The sequence below is a fragment of the Arthrobacter sp. MYb213 genome (assembly GCF_002979915.1).
In the GTDB taxonomy this organism is placed as follows: Bacteria; Actinomycetota; Actinomycetes; order Actinomycetales; family Micrococcaceae; genus Glutamicibacter.
Window position 1 is genome coordinate 1 of sequence record NZ_PCQA01000004.1, and the last position, 15,377, is coordinate 15,377.

General features: G+C 56.8%; 15 protein-coding genes. 7 read left to right on the forward strand and 8 right to left on the reverse strand.

What is annotated here, in order from left to right:
• The first annotated feature begins 176 nt into the window (after positions 1 to 176).
• The 5 genes from CQ011_RS10200 to CQ011_RS10215 all read left to right on the forward strand — a co-directional run bounded on the left by CQ011_RS10200 (position 177) and on the right by CQ011_RS10215 (position 7,216).
• Entirely contained in the window at positions 177 to 2,141 is a 1,965-nt protein-coding gene (locus CQ011_RS10200) for a M13 family metallopeptidase (RefSeq protein ID WP_181148076.1), read from the forward strand.
• Between the two features lie 122 nt (positions 2,142 to 2,263).
• The gene (gene lysS, locus CQ011_RS10205) at positions 2,264 to 3,778 is read left to right on the forward strand and encodes a lysine--tRNA ligase (RefSeq protein ID WP_105677643.1); all 1,515 of its coding nucleotides are present in this window, start codon (positions 2,264 to 2,266) and stop codon (positions 3,776 to 3,778) included.
• Positions 3,779 to 3,783: 5 nt separating this feature from the next.
• Positions 3,784 to 3,951, forward strand: a complete 168-nt coding sequence (locus CQ011_RS17825) for a hypothetical protein (RefSeq protein WP_181148077.1) — start codon at positions 3,784 to 3,786, stop codon at positions 3,949 to 3,951.
• A gap of 138 nt (positions 3,952 to 4,089) precedes the next feature.
• Positions 4,090 to 4,410: a histone-like nucleoid-structuring protein Lsr2 gene (locus tag CQ011_RS10210; RefSeq protein WP_105677644.1), complete on the forward strand. Its 321-nt coding sequence runs from the start codon at positions 4,090 to 4,092 to the stop codon at positions 4,408 to 4,410.
• Between the two features lie 292 nt (positions 4,411 to 4,702).
• Positions 4,703 to 7,216 (forward strand): ATP-dependent Clp protease ATP-binding subunit, encoded by a 2,514-nt coding sequence (locus CQ011_RS10215; protein ID WP_105677645.1) that lies wholly within the window; start codon positions 4,703 to 4,705, stop codon positions 7,214 to 7,216.
• Between the two features lie 72 nt (positions 7,217 to 7,288).
• Here the strand turns inward: CQ011_RS10215 and CQ011_RS10220 are convergent, their stop codons facing one another.
• From CQ011_RS10220 to CQ011_RS10235, 4 genes are read right to left on the reverse strand one after another with little or no spacing between them, the layout of a single operon-like run.
• Complete coding sequence (locus CQ011_RS10220) at positions 7,289 to 7,729, reverse strand: iron chaperone (RefSeq protein WP_181148078.1); 441 nt, start codon at positions 7,727 to 7,729, stop codon at positions 7,289 to 7,291.
• Positions 7,730 to 7,741: 12 nt separating this feature from the next.
• Positions 7,742 to 8,149 (reverse strand): VOC family protein, encoded by a 408-nt coding sequence (locus CQ011_RS10225; protein WP_105677647.1) that lies wholly within the window; start codon positions 8,147 to 8,149, stop codon positions 7,742 to 7,744.
• A gap of 47 nt (positions 8,150 to 8,196) precedes the next feature.
• Positions 8,197 to 8,586, reverse strand: coding sequence for a helix-turn-helix transcriptional regulator (locus CQ011_RS10230; protein ID WP_105677648.1), 390 nt, complete (start codon positions 8,584 to 8,586; stop codon positions 8,197 to 8,199).
• A complete protein-coding gene (locus tag CQ011_RS10235; RefSeq protein WP_181148079.1) occupies positions 8,586 to 9,785 on the reverse strand; it encodes an MFS transporter in 1,200 nt (399 codons plus the stop codon). The genes CQ011_RS10230 and CQ011_RS10235 overlap by 1 nt, the downstream gene beginning before the upstream one ends.
• A 106-nt stretch (positions 9,786 to 9,891) precedes the next feature.
• Here CQ011_RS10235 and CQ011_RS10240 point away from each other — a divergent pair, with 106 nt between their 5' ends.
• Complete coding sequence (locus tag CQ011_RS10240) at positions 9,892 to 10,410, forward strand: amino-acid N-acetyltransferase (protein WP_096256838.1); 519 nt, start codon at positions 9,892 to 9,894, stop codon at positions 10,408 to 10,410.
• Here CQ011_RS10240 and CQ011_RS10245 read toward each other — a convergent pair.
• Both CQ011_RS10245 and CQ011_RS10250 read right to left on the reverse strand, forming a co-directional pair.
• Complete coding sequence (locus tag CQ011_RS10245; RefSeq protein ID WP_181148080.1) at positions 10,407 to 11,207, reverse strand: DUF1206 domain-containing protein; 801 nt, start codon at positions 11,205 to 11,207, stop codon at positions 10,407 to 10,409. The two genes, CQ011_RS10240 and CQ011_RS10245, sit on opposite strands and share 4 nt — an antisense overlap.
• 52 nt (positions 11,208 to 11,259) lie before the next feature.
• The gene (locus CQ011_RS10250; protein WP_105677650.1) at positions 11,260 to 12,168 is read right to left on the reverse strand and encodes an iron-sulfur binding domain-containing protein; all 909 of its coding nucleotides are present in this window, start codon (positions 12,166 to 12,168) and stop codon (positions 11,260 to 11,262) included.
• Between the two features lie 85 nt (positions 12,169 to 12,253).
• Between CQ011_RS10250 and CQ011_RS10255 the strand changes: the two genes are divergently transcribed.
• Positions 12,254 to 12,856, forward strand: a complete 603-nt coding sequence (locus CQ011_RS10255; RefSeq protein ID WP_105677651.1) for a hypothetical protein — start codon at positions 12,254 to 12,256, stop codon at positions 12,854 to 12,856.
• Here CQ011_RS10255 and disA read toward each other — a convergent pair.
• The gene (gene disA, locus CQ011_RS10260) at positions 12,853 to 13,926 is read right to left on the reverse strand and encodes a DNA integrity scanning diadenylate cyclase DisA (RefSeq protein WP_096256834.1); all 1,074 of its coding nucleotides are present in this window, start codon (positions 13,924 to 13,926) and stop codon (positions 12,853 to 12,855) included. The two genes, CQ011_RS10255 and disA, sit on opposite strands and share 4 nt — an antisense overlap.
• Before the next feature lie 33 nt (positions 13,927 to 13,959).
• On the reverse strand, positions 13,960 to 15,354 hold the full coding sequence (gene radA / locus CQ011_RS10265; protein ID WP_096256833.1) for a DNA repair protein RadA: 1,395 nt from the start codon (positions 15,352 to 15,354) through the stop codon (positions 13,960 to 13,962).
• Between the last annotated feature and the right edge of the window lie 23 nt (positions 15,355 to 15,377).

Below are 15,377 nucleotides of genomic sequence, written 5' to 3' on the forward strand. Positions count from 1 at the left end.
TTGAAGTAAGTGAAAGTCAGTAATGATGATGGTTTGAGGCCCTGGACACTGTGGTGTTCGGGGCTTCACCTGTTTAAGCCGTCGGCGCATATATGGCTCAGCTAGTTCAGGGCAAAGAACTAATAGCTACAGTGAATAGTAGATACTACTAGATCTGCTATATAGGGAGCCCCTCGTTGACATCTGATGCGCTGAAATATCTCGATGATTCCATCCGCCCTCAGGATGACCTGTATCGCCACTCGAACGGCAAGTGGTTCGACTCGGCATCGATTCCAAGCGATCAGGGGCTCTACGGATCATTCATGGAACTGCGTGATGACGCAGAAGACGCGGTTCACGCGATCATCACCGAAGCGGTCCAGTCCTACGAGTCGGGCACCCAGACTGAGGGCCCCACCAAGCGTATTGCAGAGCTCTACGGCAGCTTCATGAATGAAGAAGTGATTGAAGCACGTGGCGCCGAGCCTGTCGCGCAGTACCTACGCGAAATTGCGCAACTTTCGACCGTAGATCAGCTAATTGAGCTCTCTGGATCTTTCTACCGCAGGGGCATCAGCGGATTCCTCGCCTCCGGTGCGATGAACGACGCAGGAAATCCAGAGCGCAACCTTCTAACCTTCTTACAGGCCGGCCTTGGGCTACCAGATGAGTCTTACTACCGTGAAGAGCAGTTCTCCCAGACGGTCGAGGACTATCAGGAGCACCTGGGCCGATTGCTGGAACTCGGTGGCATTGAATCTCCGAAGAACGCGGCGAGCTCAGTGGTGGACTTGGAAACTAAGATTGCCGGTCACCATTGGGACCGAGTTAAGGTCCGCGACGCACAAGCACGCTACAACTTGATGAACCAAGACGAAGTTCTTGCTCTGTTCCCTGAGCTGCGTTCCTGGTTGCAGGGCGCGGGTATCGGTTCGAAGTACAGCGCTGAGGTAGTCCTCTGGCAACCAAGCTACTTCAAGGCACTGTCTGAACTACTAAACACTGAGCCACTAGAGAGCTGGAAGAACTGGCTCACTGTGCAGGTCCTGCGGTCGTTCGCGCCGTATCTGTCTAGCGCTTTTGTTAACGAAAACTTCTCCTTCTACTCAGCGAAGCTGGGAGGAGTGGAAACCCTCAAGGAGCGTTGGAAGCGCGGCGTTTCGTTCACCGAGGGTGGTGTAGGTGAAGATATCGGTCAGCTTTACGTAGCCAAGCACTTCCCGCAAGAAGCTAAGACCGCGATGGATGCTTTAGTTGAGCGACTCACTGAGGCCTATCGTATTTCCATCTCCAATCTGCCGTGGATGGGCGCTGCAACCATTGTGAAGGCGTTGGAAAAGCTGTCGATGTTCCGGCCAAAGATCGGGTACCCCGATGAATGGATCGACTACTCATCGATCACGACGGACCCGTTGGACGTTATCGCTAATCTTGCAGCGGCCAACGAATTCGAATTTAAGCGTGAGCTAAAGAAGATTGATGACGGGGTGGATCGAGAGCTGTGGTTCATGTACCCGCAGACCGTCAACGCCTACTACCACCCACTGCTTAACGAGATCGCCTTCCCGGCTGCTATCCTGCGCCTGCCATTCTTCGACAAAGATCGCGACATCGCCTCGAACTTCGGCGCTATCGGCGCGGTCATTGGACACGAAATCGGTCACGGCTTTGACGATCAGGGATCGCAGTATGACGGCACCGGGCAGCTAACAAACTGGTGGACCGAAGAAGACCGAGCTGCCTTTGAAAAGCTCACCGGAAAGCTCATCGAGCAGTACAACGCGCTGAGCCCTACGGAAGCACCCGATCACCAGGTCAACGGCCAACTGACTCTCGGTGAAAACATTGGCGACCTTGGCGGGCTAGGTATCGCGTACCAGGCCTACAAGTTAGAGCTGACAGCACGGGGTATCGCAGAAGATGAAGTGATCGACGGTGTTACCGGTGATCAGCGCTTCTTCTACGCTTGGGCAGAATGCTGGCGTACGCTGATCCGCCCGGAAACGGCAGTTATCCGGGTAACCACCGACCCACATGCTCCGGGCGAATTCCGCTGTAATCAGGTGCCAAAAAACTTGGCAGCCTTCCACGAGGCATTTGACACGAAGCCCGGCGACGGAATGTGGCTAGACCCGGCTGACCGCGTAACCATCTGGTAGTACCGAAACAAGGTGCAGGGAGCGATCCCGGCACCTTGTTTTCGTTAAGGCATAAAGATCACCATGTAAGTCGCATCATGATCAGGCCACAGAGCAATGAATGACACGTAGAATGGACTATTGTGACTTCCCAAAATAATTCCGTAGATAGCACCGATCCAAACGACCAGCGTCAGGTCCGCATCGATAAGCGCAACGTCCTGCTGGCAAACGGCGAGGAAGCCTTCCCGGTTGGGGTGGCACGCACTCATACTTTGCAGCAGGTCCGTGAACTGTTCCCAGATCTGGAGCCGGACCAAGCAACCGGTCAGAGCGTCGGCGTTGCAGGACGTATCGTCTTCATGCGCAATACCGGCAAGCTTTGCTTCGCCACCTTGCAGGAAGGCGGCCCAAAGGGCGCCGGAACACGTCTGCAGGTAATGCTCTCGCTGGCCAATGTCGGCGAGGAGCGCTTAGCTCAGTGGAAGTCCCTGGTAGACCTCGGGGACCACGTATTTATCACCGGTGAGGTTATTTCCTCGCGCCGCGGCGAGCTTTCGGTCATGGCCGAGGGGTTTGAAATGGCTTCCAAGGCCTTACGCCCGCTTCCAGTGCTGCACGCAGACCTGAACGAAGAAACGCGTGTGCGTCAGCGTTACGCAGATCTGATCGTGCGTAACGAAGCCCGCGAGATGGTTTACAAGCGTGCAGCGATCATCCGCGCCGTGCGCAACACCCTAGAGAACCACGAGTACGTCGAGGTGGAAACCCCGATGTTGCAGCTGGTGCACGGTGGCGCCTCGGCCCGCCCGTTCAAAACCCACCTGAACGCCTTCGATCAGGAAATGACCATGCGCATCGCGCTTGAGCTATACCTGAAGCGCGCTGTGGTTGGCGGCGTGGATCGAGTTTTCGAAATTGGCCGAATCTTCCGTAACGAGGGCGTGGACTCCACGCACTCGCCAGAGTTCACCATGCTCGAATGCTATGAAGCCTATGCAGATCAGTACGTAATGGCGCAGCGCATGCAGGAGATCATCCTCAACGCGGCGGACGCCATCGGTGCTGGCCGAACCTTGGAGACCGCCAAGGGAACCATCAATCTTGATGGTGAGTGGCGCTGGTTGAGCGTCTACCCGGGACTCTCGGAAGCCGTGGGTGTGGAAATCACCCCGGAGACGGATGCCTCGGTACTACGCGAAGTCGCCGCAAAACACGAAGTTAAGATTGATCCGTCGTGGAGCGCGCAGAAACTGGTTATTGAACTCTTCGGTGAGATCGTCGAGCCAAACTTGATCGACCCAACCTTCGTGTGTGATTACCCGCCGCTGGCACAGCCACTGGCTCGTCCGCACCGCTCGAAGCCTGGAGTGATCGAAGCCTGGGACCTGATTATCGGTGGCATGGAGCGTGGTACCGCCTTCTCCGAGCTCATTGACCCGGTTATCCAGCGCGAACGCCTCACCGAACAGTCGCTGATGGCTGCCGGCGGAGACACCGAAGCGATGCAGCTTGATGAAGACTTCCTGCGTGCACTGGAATATGGCGCCCCACCAATGGGTGGTATCGGCTTGGGCATTGACCGCCTTGTGATGCTCTTTACCGATCTAGGTATTCGCGAAACTATTTTGTTCCCACTGCTCAAGCCGGAGGCCTAAAGCCCATGCCATATGTAGAGGCTATTGTTCCGACTATCGCTTTGGCGCTCATTTTTTGGTACGCGATGAAAGCGATTACAAACGCTGATAGAAATGAACGTAAGGCTCAGGCTGAAGCCGAGGCAAAATTCATCGATCGTGGTAATTCAGAATCTGGAACGCCTGGGAAATAAGATAAGTCTAGTAATTCCCTCTTAATTCTTTGTTGCGTTCGGATTTATTGCGAAATTTGACTATACTTGATTTCTGCAATGAACATTGAGTTCTTTGGAGCTTAGTTCAGCAAATCCACGCATGGAGGAAATAGAATAATGGCACGTCAGGTTCAGATTGCCCTGATTGACGACATTGATGGTAGCGAAGCCGTTGAGTCCATTTCGTTTAGTGTTGCTGGTCAGCACTTCGAAATGGATTTGAATGCGGAGCACGCCGACGAATTCCGTGCGGCCTTAGAGCCATATATCGATGCTGCACGTTCAGCCAAGCAGAGCAGCACGAGTGAAGCCCCTGCAATTCGCGCATGGGCTAAAGAAAACAACATCAAGGTCAACGCTCGCGGGCGTTTGAATGCTGATGTTGTGGATGCCTACAACGCAGCAATGCGTAAGGGTGGCCGAGGTCGCGCCAAGTAATTTACTGGGTGTTCAATAAGTCTCTACAAGGGGCCGAAGTATCGAAAGATACTTCGGCCCCTTGCTTGTATAACGGGTAAATCACGGTCCATTTGTTTGGTGTACCAATGAATGTACATGCTTGTTGAAATAAGTCTGAAATTTAATGAACTAATTAGCGCACCAAATATTGGCCTGCCATTCAATTATGGGGAAATCTACGTCTTCCGGTTATCCCTATGGCGAACAAGGGCGCATTGTGGCCGTCTGGTGCGTAGCATCGAACTATTGGTAAGCAAGGAGTGTGCCGAAGATGTTTGAGAGATTTACTGACCGTGCCCGTCGAGTTGTCGTGCTCGCCCAAGAAGAGGCGCGCATGCTCAACCACAACTACATCGGCACCGAGCACCTGCTGCTCGGTCTTATCCACGAAGGTGATGGGGTGGCCGCCAAGGCGCTCGAATCGCTGAATATTTCGTTGGGTGCCGTGCGTGAGCAGGTGCAGGAGATTATCGGTAAGGGCCAGCAGGCCCCTTCCGGTCATATCCCCTTCACTCCACGCGCCAAAAAGGTTTTGGAGCTTTCGCTACGCGAAGCGTTGCAGTTGGGTCATAACTACATTGGAACCGAGCACATTCTGCTCGGCTTGATCCGCGAAGGCGAGGGCGTCGCAGCCCAGGTGCTGGTGAAGCTGGGTGCCGACCTTGGTCGCGTGCGCCAGCAGGTCATCCAGCTGCTCTCGGGCTACCAGGGAAGCAAGGACACCGCCTCGGCTGGTGTTAGCTCTGGTGGACAGTCCGAGGGAACCCCTGCGGGATCTGCAGTACTGGACCAGTTCGGTCGCAACCTCACCGCAGCAGCCCGCGAAGGCAAGCTGGACCCGGTGATCGGTCGCGAACACGAGATGGAACGCGTTATGCAGGTCCTCTCGCGTCGTACCAAGAACAACCCGGTACTCATTGGTGAGCCAGGCGTCGGTAAGACCGCGGTAGTCGAGGGCCTAGCCCAGGCGATCGTGCGTGGAGACGTCCCGGAAACCATCAAGGACAAGCAGCTGTACACCCTGGACCTCGGTTCACTGGTGGCCGGCTCGCGTTACCGCGGTGACTTCGAAGAACGCCTGAAGAAGGTGCTCAAGGAAATCCGTACCCGCGGAGACATCATCTTGTTCATCGACGAGATCCACACCCTCGTGGGTGCAGGTGCTGCCGAGGGCGCTATCGACGCTGCCTCGATCCTCAAGCCAATGCTGGCTCGTGGCGAGCTGCAGACCGTCGGTGCAACCACCTTGGATGAGTACCGCAAGAACATCGAGAAGGACGCGGCGCTTGAGCGTCGTTTCCAGCCGATTCAGGTCAAGGAGCCTTCGGTCGAGCTGACCACGCAGATTCTGCGTGGCCTGCGTGACCGCTACGAAGCGCACCACCGCGTGACCATCACCGACGGTGCACTGCAGGCAGCTGCCACGCTGGCGCACCGTTACATCTCGGATCGTTTCCTGCCCGATAAGGCCGTTGACTTGATCGACGAGGCCGGTGCTCGACTGCGCATTCAGCGCATGACCGCACCTCCGGCGTTGAAGGAAATGGACGAGGAAATCGCTACCGTGCGACTGGAGAAGGAAGCTGCGATTGATGCGCAGGACTTCGAAGGTGCCGCATCGCTGCGCGATAAGGAATCCAAGCTCATCGAGGCCCGTAACGAGAAGGAAAAGTCCTGGCGCAATGGCGACCTCGACGAAATCTCCGAGGTCACCGAGGAACTCATCGCCGAGGTTTTGGCTAACTCCACAGGTATCCCAGTGGTGAAGCTGACCGAGGAAGAGTCCACGCGCCTGATGAACATGGAAGACGAGCTGCACAAGCGTGTGGTCGGCCAGGATTCGGCAATCAAGGTGATTAGCCAGGCGATCCGCCGTACCCGTGCAGGTCTGAAGGATCCAAACCGCCCAGGCGGCTCGTTCATCTTCGCCGGTCCAACCGGTGTAGGTAAAACCGAGCTGGCAAAGGCTTTGGCCGAATTCCTCTTCGGTGAAGAAGACGCGCTGATTACTTTGGACATGTCCGAGTACTCCGAGAAGCACACAGTTTCGCGACTCTTCGGTGCCCCTCCGGGCTACGTCGGTTACGAAGAAGGCGGACAGCTGACCGAGAAGGTTCGACGTCGTCCATTCGCCGTAGTGCTCTTTGACGAGGTGGAGAAGGCCCACTCGGACCTGTTCAACTCGTTGCTGCAGATCTTGGAAGACGGTCGTTTGACCGACTCGCAGGGTCGCGTGGTCGACTTCAAGAACACCATCATCATCATGACCACCAACCTTGGTACCCGAGATATCTCCAAGGGTGTCATGACAGGTTTCCAGGCATCGGCCGATACTCGTACCGGGTACGAGCGGATGCAGGCAAAGGTTCAGGAAGAACTGCGTCAGCATTTCCGTCCGGAATTCTTGAACCGCGTTGATGACATCGTGGTCTTCCCACAGCTGGACCAGGACGAGATCGAAGAGATCGTTGATCTGTTCGTCGGACGTCTGGCCAAGCGACTAGATGATCGCGGTATGACCATCGAGCTGACTCCGGCCGCACGCAAGCTATTGGCCGAGCGTGGCTACGATCCAGCCATGGGTGCTCGTCCATTGCGTCGCACGATCCAGCGCGATATTGAAGATCAGCTCTCTGAGAAGATCCTCTTCGGGCAGATCGTCCCAGGGCAGAAGATCACCGTTGACGTCGAAGGCGAAGCGGAGACACGCAAGTTTGTCTTCCACGCAGAAGGTGGAACCGGTGAGCTGGAAGGCGAACCGGCACCAGCTGCGTTGGAAAGCTAAAACCTAGGCAATAAAAACCACGGGTGAGGTATTCGGATAACTTCCGACTACCTCACCCGCGGTGCTTTTAACCTAGTTTTTCACTGCCTTGGCCACCAAATCGGTGAGCATTTTGAGATGCGTTTCTTCCAGCGCGGTGATCGCAAAAGAAGTTGGCCACAAGGTGCCCTCATCTAGCCGCGCCACATCATTGAAGCCGAAAGTTAGATAGCGTGCCTCAAACTTCTTAGCATCTTGAATGAAGCACAAAACCTTGCCATCAAGAGCATAAGCGGGCATCCCGTACCAGAGCTTTGGCTCCAACTGTGGGGCCGTGCTGGTGATCAGCTGGTGCAGTCGCTGAGCTAGTTCCTTGTCGCTTCCTTCAAAGGAAGCGATTTTTGCTTCCAGATCCGCTCGCGCGGCCTGCTGCTTCTCGGCCTTGCTCATGCGTTTCTTCGGAGCCTTTAGCTCGGCCGCACGTTCCTTCATTGCGGCTTTTTCTGCCGCGCTGAATCCCTGAGTGTCCGACATGTTCATATACTCCTAAGCGCTTTGATTGATGCGGACCATATTTCCCGACGGATCGCGGAAGGCACAATCACGAGGTCCCCACGGTTGCTCGATAGGTTCCTGCAAGACTTCTGCCCCGCTGGCGCTGACGGTTTGGAACACCGAGTCCAAATCATTGACGGAAAGCACCAGGCCACCTAGTGCTCCCTTGGCAACGAGTTCCGCGAGAGCGGCCGCGTCTTGCTCAGAGCGTCCAGCGCCTGGCGCAGAGAGTACCAAGTTCAGACCGGGCTGCCCAGATATTGCTAGCGATACCCAGCGGAACCCGCCGTGAGCTACATCCGAGACCACCTCAAGACCCAACGCGTCGCGGTAAAAAACTAAGGCTTCATCAACATCAAGTACGGTGACCGGAATATATTGCACACTAATATTTGTCATGAACTCAGCCTAGCGTCGGGGAAAATTCTGAGCTTCTTCAAAACTGCTCAAAATCGTGGAGGGCGCATCAGGATCTTGGCAATGCACGCTGGGATCTCCTCGGTCGCTACATGCTCACGGGCCGCATAAGCCGAAGGGGACTCACCAACTATCTCGGTGAATCGGCTGCTAAAGGAACCAAGCGAACTCCACCCGACAGCCATGGCAGCGTCGGTTACCGAAACTCCGGCGCGTAAGAGCACCATGGCTCGTTCGATCCGGCGGGTCAACAGGTATGAGTAGGGTGTCTCGTCGTAAGCGCGCTTAAACTCCCGAGAAAAATGGGCGGGGGACATCAGTGCACGCCCCGCCATTGCAGGAACATCTAACGGCTCCGCAAAATGCCGATCCATGAGGTCTCGTGCCCGGCGCAGGTGAGCCAAGGTGGCCAGATCCATTAGCTGCGTTTTCGCAATACTAAGTACAGGCCGAGACCCACACAGCACAGGTACACCCCGGTTACCGCCAGCCAGCCGGTAGTGAACCCGCCTGGTGAGGAGATTAACGCACCCATAGCCAGTGGTCCAAAAGTAAACCCGGCAAACTGCCCGGCCGAGACAATGCCGGTGGAACTACCTAGCGAAGCTGCTGGAACCGCGCGTAACAACGCGGCCATCAACACCACCGAAACTCCAAGGGCCGCAGCACCATGTAAGAGCACAGCAATCCATAACAGAGGCGCAGAATGCTGTACCTGGGCTTGCCAAAAGGTCAACGCACCACTGGTGGCTAACAGGGCTAAGGTGAGCAACAGTTTGGGTGCAGAGACTCCTTTAGACATCAGTGCTCCCCAGCCGATACGTGCGGCCACGCCGAAGGCTCCTGCCACGGCAGCGGTCAGACCGCCTAAAAGCAATGAAAAGTGCAATTCGCGCACCGCAAACAAGGGAAGGTACACGTTGGTTGCCTGCACCCCCATACCGTTAATGAAGCCAAAAGCGGTCAACGTGATAACGATAAAACGGGTGGAAGGGCCGGTGGTGGTTGCCGTATTTTTCCGTGGCTTGCTCGCCGGGACCGGAAGTAGGGCGGTGGCGTTGATCAGCCTGACCGTCAGCACCCCGAGTACCGCGGCAAGCAGCGCTCCGACCAGTGAAGCTCCGCGCCAGCCAATCCAGGCGGCCAGCAACGGGAATCCGAGACTGCCCACCAGCTGGCTTACCTGCACACCAGATTGCTTGACACCCGTCCACGTGATGCGTTGTGCCCCTGGCACGCGTTGGACCAACACTCGATTGGTTACCCCGTTGGGGAAGGACTGCGCGAAGCCAGCGAACATCGCGGCCACGAGAAGCAACGCGTAGCCGCTGGGAATAGCAGCCAAGGCAAGTGCGGCAGCCGATAGTCCAAAGACGATGATGAATAAGCTGGCGTCGGTACGCCGATCCGCAAACTTACTAAAGGCGGCGTTACCTATAGCCGCGCAACCGAAACATACGGTGGCAAGTAAACCGAACTGCGTCTCGCTGATTTGCAGGTCCGAAATAACCAGGTCGCTGGTGGCACTGAGCCCGTAGGTAAACAACGGGGCGATACCCACTGAGGCCAGGAGCACCAGCAGCAAGCCGGCTCCGGGTTTGGCCATATGCTGTTGCATCGTGCTCCCTGATTTGTGGTTGTCCGTCCTTAGTGTTGCATATTGCTTGGCTGATATGTCACAAAAAAGACTTCAGCGCTTGGGTGGGCTTGGTTACGGGAATAGTATGTGGCAGGTGAATACTTTTACCGTCCGTTCAGCCCGTACCAGCGATGTCGCGAAAATTAGGGACCTTGTGCGCCCGCTCGCGGTAGACCGAATCTTGCTGGATAAGGAAGCGGTAACCTACTACGAGTCCATACAAGAGTTCGTCATCGCCGAAGACGCTAGCGGTGGCGAAGTAGTCGGCTGTGGTGGACTGCACGTGATCTGGGAAGATATCGCAGAGATCCGCACGCTGGCCTCCAGCACCAAATACCGCGGTCAGGGTGTTGGGCATGTGCTGATTGAAGAATTACTGCGCAGAGCCAAAGAAGTCGGAGTATCCCGGGTATTCTGCCTGACCTTCGAAGTGGAATTTTTTGAACGTCATGGGTTCACCGTGATGGCCGATCAATCCGCGGTCGACCAAGAGGTGTATCAGGAACTGCTGCACTCGCGCGATGAGGGCGTGGCAGAATTCCTGGACCTCGCGCGGGTGAAGCCAAATACCTTGGGCAATACCCGAATGATCTTGACCTTCTAGTCCATCGAATCGTAGCGTGCACGGAAAAGTAGATATACCGCGTAGGCCAGCAGTCCAACACCGATGGCCGCTAGCGCGACAGAACCAAAGCTTTGGTCTCGAATGGCTTTGAGCGCCCCATCAATTCCCGTTGCTTCTTCTGGGTCATGCTGAATTGTGGCGACAATAAACAGTAAGCCAAGAGCCCCAAGCACCAGGCCCTTGGCGATGTAGCCGACTGTTCCGGTGATTTTGACTGCGGGGGAGATTGCGGTGCCACCAGTGGTTTTTAGGTCTTTTAGGAACCTGCGGGTCACGCCGCGGAAGACGAAAAACCCGCCTATGCCGATCACCGTGGCGCCAAAAATAATCAATGCGATCTGCCCGGCCGGATGCCCCATCAGCTCACCGCTGAGGCTTGTAGCTGTCTTCGTTGAATCGCTGCCACTGCCGATAGCATAACGGCCAAAGGCGCCGCCGGTAAGCAGAAAAACTAACCCGGTGGACACAAATTTTATGCGCGTACGGAGCTTGTCGCTGTGGAGGAATGCCTGAGAAATATTCCACAAACCCAAGAGCAGGGATCCGGCGGCACAGACCCATAACAACACTTCACCAAATGGTTGAGACGCGAGAGCCTGGATGGCACCGCTTTGATCTGCTTGTGCGGATCCACCGGTGGCGAGCACCAAGGCCAACGCGCCTAAGACGCCGTGCAATATTCCATTGGCCACGTAACCGAATCTGGCCAATCGCTCAAACCAGGGGTGATCGGCTGCCCTGCGGGCGGCGTTAGCCGCGTCTGCGCTTGCATTCATAGCCATAGCATAGGACGGTAGTGCCCCAAATACGATAACTGGCGCGCGTTGCTTAACTTGGTAGTCGGATGCCTGATTCTTCGGCAAGCGCTAATCCGTCGCTCAGCAGCCCGGCCAGTGCGCGTTCACGTTGCTCAAGCGGAGCATCAAGCTTGTGCAGGGCTACAAAGTCGCTGTGGTTTTGAAGCGCTAAATCCGTCAGGAAAGTTTCGCGGTGTACGGGTTCTTCATGGGCCCGCAAGATTGCCATCATCGCCCCACGAACTTGGCGGTCGGTGCCCTTCCACGCTTGCCCCTTGGGCGCGTAATGCGGCGCGGGTTGTCCGGCTTTAATCCACGCGCAGTGTTCATAGACCGGGCAGGCATCGCATTTTGGTGAGCGTGCCGTGCAAATCAGCGCGCCGAGCTCCATTACCGAAATATTCCACAGGTTAGCGCTTGAGTGCTCTTCGGGCTGCACCTGTTTGGCGCGGGCGAACTCGCTGGCCCGCGGATTTGGTTCGGGTAGGGCCATTGCACCAAATAACCGGGCGTGCACCCGGCGGATGTTGGTATCAACTACTACTGTGCGTTGTCCATAGGCGAAACAGGCAATGGCGGCAGCGGTATACTCGCCCACCCCCGGAAGTGCGCGCAGCTGCTGTTCGGTTTCGGGAACTTCACCGTTGTACTGGGTGGTGATTTCAATGGCGGCCGCATGCAAACGCATGGCGCGGCGCGGGTAGCCTAAACGGCCCCAGGCTTTTAACGCCTCGGACAAGGGCTCGGCGGCCAGATCTTGCGGCCGTGGCCAGCGGTGCATCCACTGCTCCCAGACCGGTAGTACGCGCACCACCGGGGTTTGCTGCAGCATGAATTCGCTGACCATCACGGCCCAGCCGCTGACGCCAGGACGACGCCACGGGAGGTCGCGGGCATTGAGCTGGTACCAGTGATTAATTTGTTGGTGGATTTCTTGCACATATCCACTCTAAGCGAGCCGATTCACGGTGTGGAATCGGCCCGCATTACCGGGCTGAGGCTCAGCAATGAACTAGCCTTAAGTCATGAGTAATGCATCGGGGGGAAAATCAGCGGCCAGCGTCTATCGCCGCCGGCGCATTGCCGTGGCCGTGATCGCTTTAGCAATCGTCGGCTTGCTGGTTTGGGGCGGCGTAGCCTTGGCCGGAATTCTTGGAGCCAGCACGCCAGCCGAAAATAAACCACAGGCGGTGCCGAGCAGTTCGCCAAGCCCCAATGAGTCCGCGACACCTGACACGGGGGACAAATGCTCTTCGGATGAGGTAAAGATTACCGCCAGCACCGACGCTGGTTCGTACCCTACCGATAAGCAGCCGGTGTTGATCCTTGGTATTGAGAACAGCTCAGAGCGTGAGTGCGAATTAAACGTGGGCACCACGCAACAAGAATTCTTGATCACCAGTGGCAACGACCGCATCTTTTCCACCCTCGACTGTCTAACCGATGGTGAAGATGTGGCAATGAAAATGAAGCCAGGACAAAAAGAATCCGCTCGCTTCACCTGGTCCCGGCAGCGCTCGGCCCCGGGTTGCAAGTCAGTCAACGTGAAACCACGTCCGGGAACCTACAAATTCACGGCAGCCTTAGGTGAAAATAATTCGGAGCCGGTGACCTTCCAGCTGGACTAGATATACCGGTCCAAAAGTGAGGACTCGGCCATCCGGGCTAGACCTTCCCTGATCGAACGCGCGCGCTGTTCGCCGACGCCTTCGATTTCCATCAGTGAGGTGGTGGACGCCGCCATCAGGTGCTGCAAATTGTCGAAGGCCGCCACCAGTCGCTCACCGATAGCCTTGGGCACCGTGCGGATCTGTGAGAGCAGCCGGTAACCCTTGGGGGTGAGCTGGTCATCTTGGCTCACGGTCGAATTTGGGAACAGGATCTTGGTGAGCGCTTCCAGCTCGACCAATTGTGCGTCGGTGATCTCGGCGAGCTTCTTCAGCGCCGCGTCAATATCTAGCTCCACACCCTCTGCATTTGAATAATCGCGCAGGATCAGCTGATTATCGGCCTGCACCCCGGCGAGCAGTTCCGCGTGCTGGGCCGCAAGCAGGCGGCCGTCTACGCCTAGTTCTAGGACATGGCGGGAGATCTCCTCGCTGGTTCGGCGCAACATCTCGGTGCGTTGCAGTACCGCAAGAACCTCGCGAACCGTGGCGACATCTTCAATTTCCGCGGCAGACAGGGCGCTGGTGACCTGGTCCAACCGGTGCCGGTAGCGCTCTAGGGTGGCTACCGCCTGATTACCGCGCGCCAGTAGGCGCTCACTAGTTTCCAGCACGTGGCGCTCGCCGGCCGCATATAGCGTGATGGTATGCATCGATTGGGAGACCGAGATAACCGGGAAACCGGTCTGTACTGCCACACGTTCGGCGGTGCGGTGCCGGGTACCGGATTCTTGGGTTTCAATTGCAGCATCAGGCATGAGCTGTACGCCTGCTTGCAATACCTGTTTTCCCGTTGCGTCAAGAATAATCGCCCCGTCCATCTTCGCTAGTTCGCGAATCCGGGTGGGTGTGTATTCGGTGTTTATCCGAAAACCGCCGGAGCAGATGGATTCAACTACCCGATCATGACCTAGCACTATTAGCGCTCCGGTACGTCCACGCTGGATGCGTTCAAGCCCTTGAGCAAGCTCGGTTCCCGGTGCGATCCGGGCCAGAGTGGTTAACAGTGCGGGGGTGGGGTGCAGTTTCACCGTGCGTCCTTTCAGCGGGCAGCAACCACCATTTTATCCTGTTGGATTCTTTCGCTGCGTAAAGGCGACGTCTAGCGCCTCGGTGATCGATTCGACCTGAAAAACGCGAATACCGTCTGGGATATTTTTTAGCGGTTCTGGGGTAGAAGGTGCCATGGCGAAAGAGAACCCCAGCCGGGCAGCCTCGGTAATTCGTCGGGAAATTTCTGGCACCTGACGCACCTCACCGGCCAACCCCACCTCGCCGAATGCGACAAAGTCTTGAGGAAGCGGGAAGTCGTTCATTGACGAGGCGATGGCTAGGGCGCAGGCGAGATCCGCTGCGGGCTCGGTAATTTTTACCCCACCCACGGTGGCGATATAAGAGTCCATCGCGGACAGATCCATGCGGGCTCGGGCCTGCAGTACCGCCAGCACCATTTGCGCGCGCGCCGGATCTAAGCCACTGGTAGCGCGGCGCGGAGCCGGTGCACTGGAGCGTGAAAGCAGGGTTTGCACCTCGGCGACCAAGGGACGGCGGCCCTCCAAGGTCACGGTAATGCAGGTACCTGGTACCGGGTTGCGGGTGCGGGTGACAAAAAGCTTTGAGGGGTCGGTCAGTGAATGAATGCCATCTTCATTCAAATCAAAGCAGCCCACCTCATCGGTGGCACCGTAACGGTTTTTTAGCGCACGTAGGATGCGTAGCCGGGAGTGTTTCTCGCCGTCGAACTGGCAGACCACATCCACTAGGTGTTCGAGCAGGCGCGGTCCGGCAACCGAGCCTTCCTTAGTTACGTGACCGACCATAATGGTGGTCATTGCCCGGGTCTTGGCGGCATTAATGATTGAGGCCGCGACCTCACGCACCTGTGACACGCCGCCGGCTGACCCGTCGATTTCCGCCGAAGAGAAGGTCTGTACGGAGTCCAACACCAAAAGCTGGGGGTCAATTTCACGAATCTGGCCCAGCGCGAGAGACAGATCGGTTTCCGCGGCTAGGTACAGATTATCTGCGACCGCGTTGATCCGTTCGGCACGTGATTTAACCTGCGCCGCGGACTCCTCGCCGGTCAGATAAAGTACGCGCAGGCCGGTTGCCGCCGCCTTGGCAGCTACGTCAAGTAGCAGGGTGGATTTTCCTACCCCGGGCTCCCCGGCAAGCAAGATCGCCGCGGCCGGGACGAGTCCGCCACCGAGTACGCGGTCCAGCTCGGAAACCCCGCTGGTGCGAAATGCTGCTGCCGAACCATCAATTTGCGCAATAGGTTGGGCAATATGTGCCACCTTCGCGGCCGGTGCGGTGCGCGCGGTGACTGCACCAACCTCGTCGACCGAACCCCAAGCCTGGCATTCGCCGCAACGGCCAACCCATTTAACCGTTGTCCAGCCACATTCGGCGCATTTGTAGCTTGCGGAAGGCTTACTGCGTGTGGAGGTCTTGGCCATAGCTCAATGTTATCTAGCTAAAC

Excerpts from the sequence above, each read along its gene's own strand:
- CQ011_RS17825 (WP_181148077.1), top strand. The coding sequence starts at position 3,784 with ATGCCATATGTAGAGGCTATTGTTCCGACTATCGCTTTGGCGCTCATT.
- CQ011_RS10210 (WP_105677644.1), top strand. The coding sequence starts at position 4,090 with ATGGCACGTCAGGTTCAGATTGCCCTGATTGACGACATTGATGGTAGC.
- CQ011_RS10215 (WP_105677645.1), top strand. The coding sequence starts at position 4,703 with ATGTTTGAGAGATTTACTGACCGTGCCCGTCGAGTTGTCGTGCTCGCC.
- CQ011_RS10220 (WP_181148078.1), bottom strand. The coding sequence starts at position 7,729 with ATGTCGGACACTCAGGGATTCAGCGCGGCAGAAAAAGCCGCAATGAAG.
- CQ011_RS10225 (WP_105677647.1), bottom strand. The coding sequence starts at position 8,149 with ATGACAAATATTAGTGTGCAATATATTCCGGTCACCGTACTTGATGTT.
- CQ011_RS10230 (WP_105677648.1), bottom strand. The coding sequence starts at position 8,586 with ATGGATCTGGCCACCTTGGCTCACCTGCGCCGGGCACGAGACCTCATG.
- CQ011_RS10235 (WP_181148079.1), bottom strand. The coding sequence starts at position 9,785 with ATGCAACAGCATATGGCCAAACCCGGAGCCGGCTTGCTGCTGGTGCTC.
- CQ011_RS10240 (WP_096256838.1), top strand. The coding sequence starts at position 9,892 with ATGTGGCAGGTGAATACTTTTACCGTCCGTTCAGCCCGTACCAGCGAT.
- CQ011_RS10245 (WP_181148080.1), bottom strand. The coding sequence starts at position 11,207 with ATGAATGCAAGCGCAGACGCGGCTAACGCCGCCCGCAGGGCAGCCGAT.
- CQ011_RS10255 (WP_105677651.1), top strand. The coding sequence starts at position 12,254 with ATGAGTAATGCATCGGGGGGAAAATCAGCGGCCAGCGTCTATCGCCGC.
- radA (WP_096256833.1), bottom strand. The coding sequence starts at position 15,354 with ATGGCCAAGACCTCCACACGCAGTAAGCCTTCCGCAAGCTACAAATGC.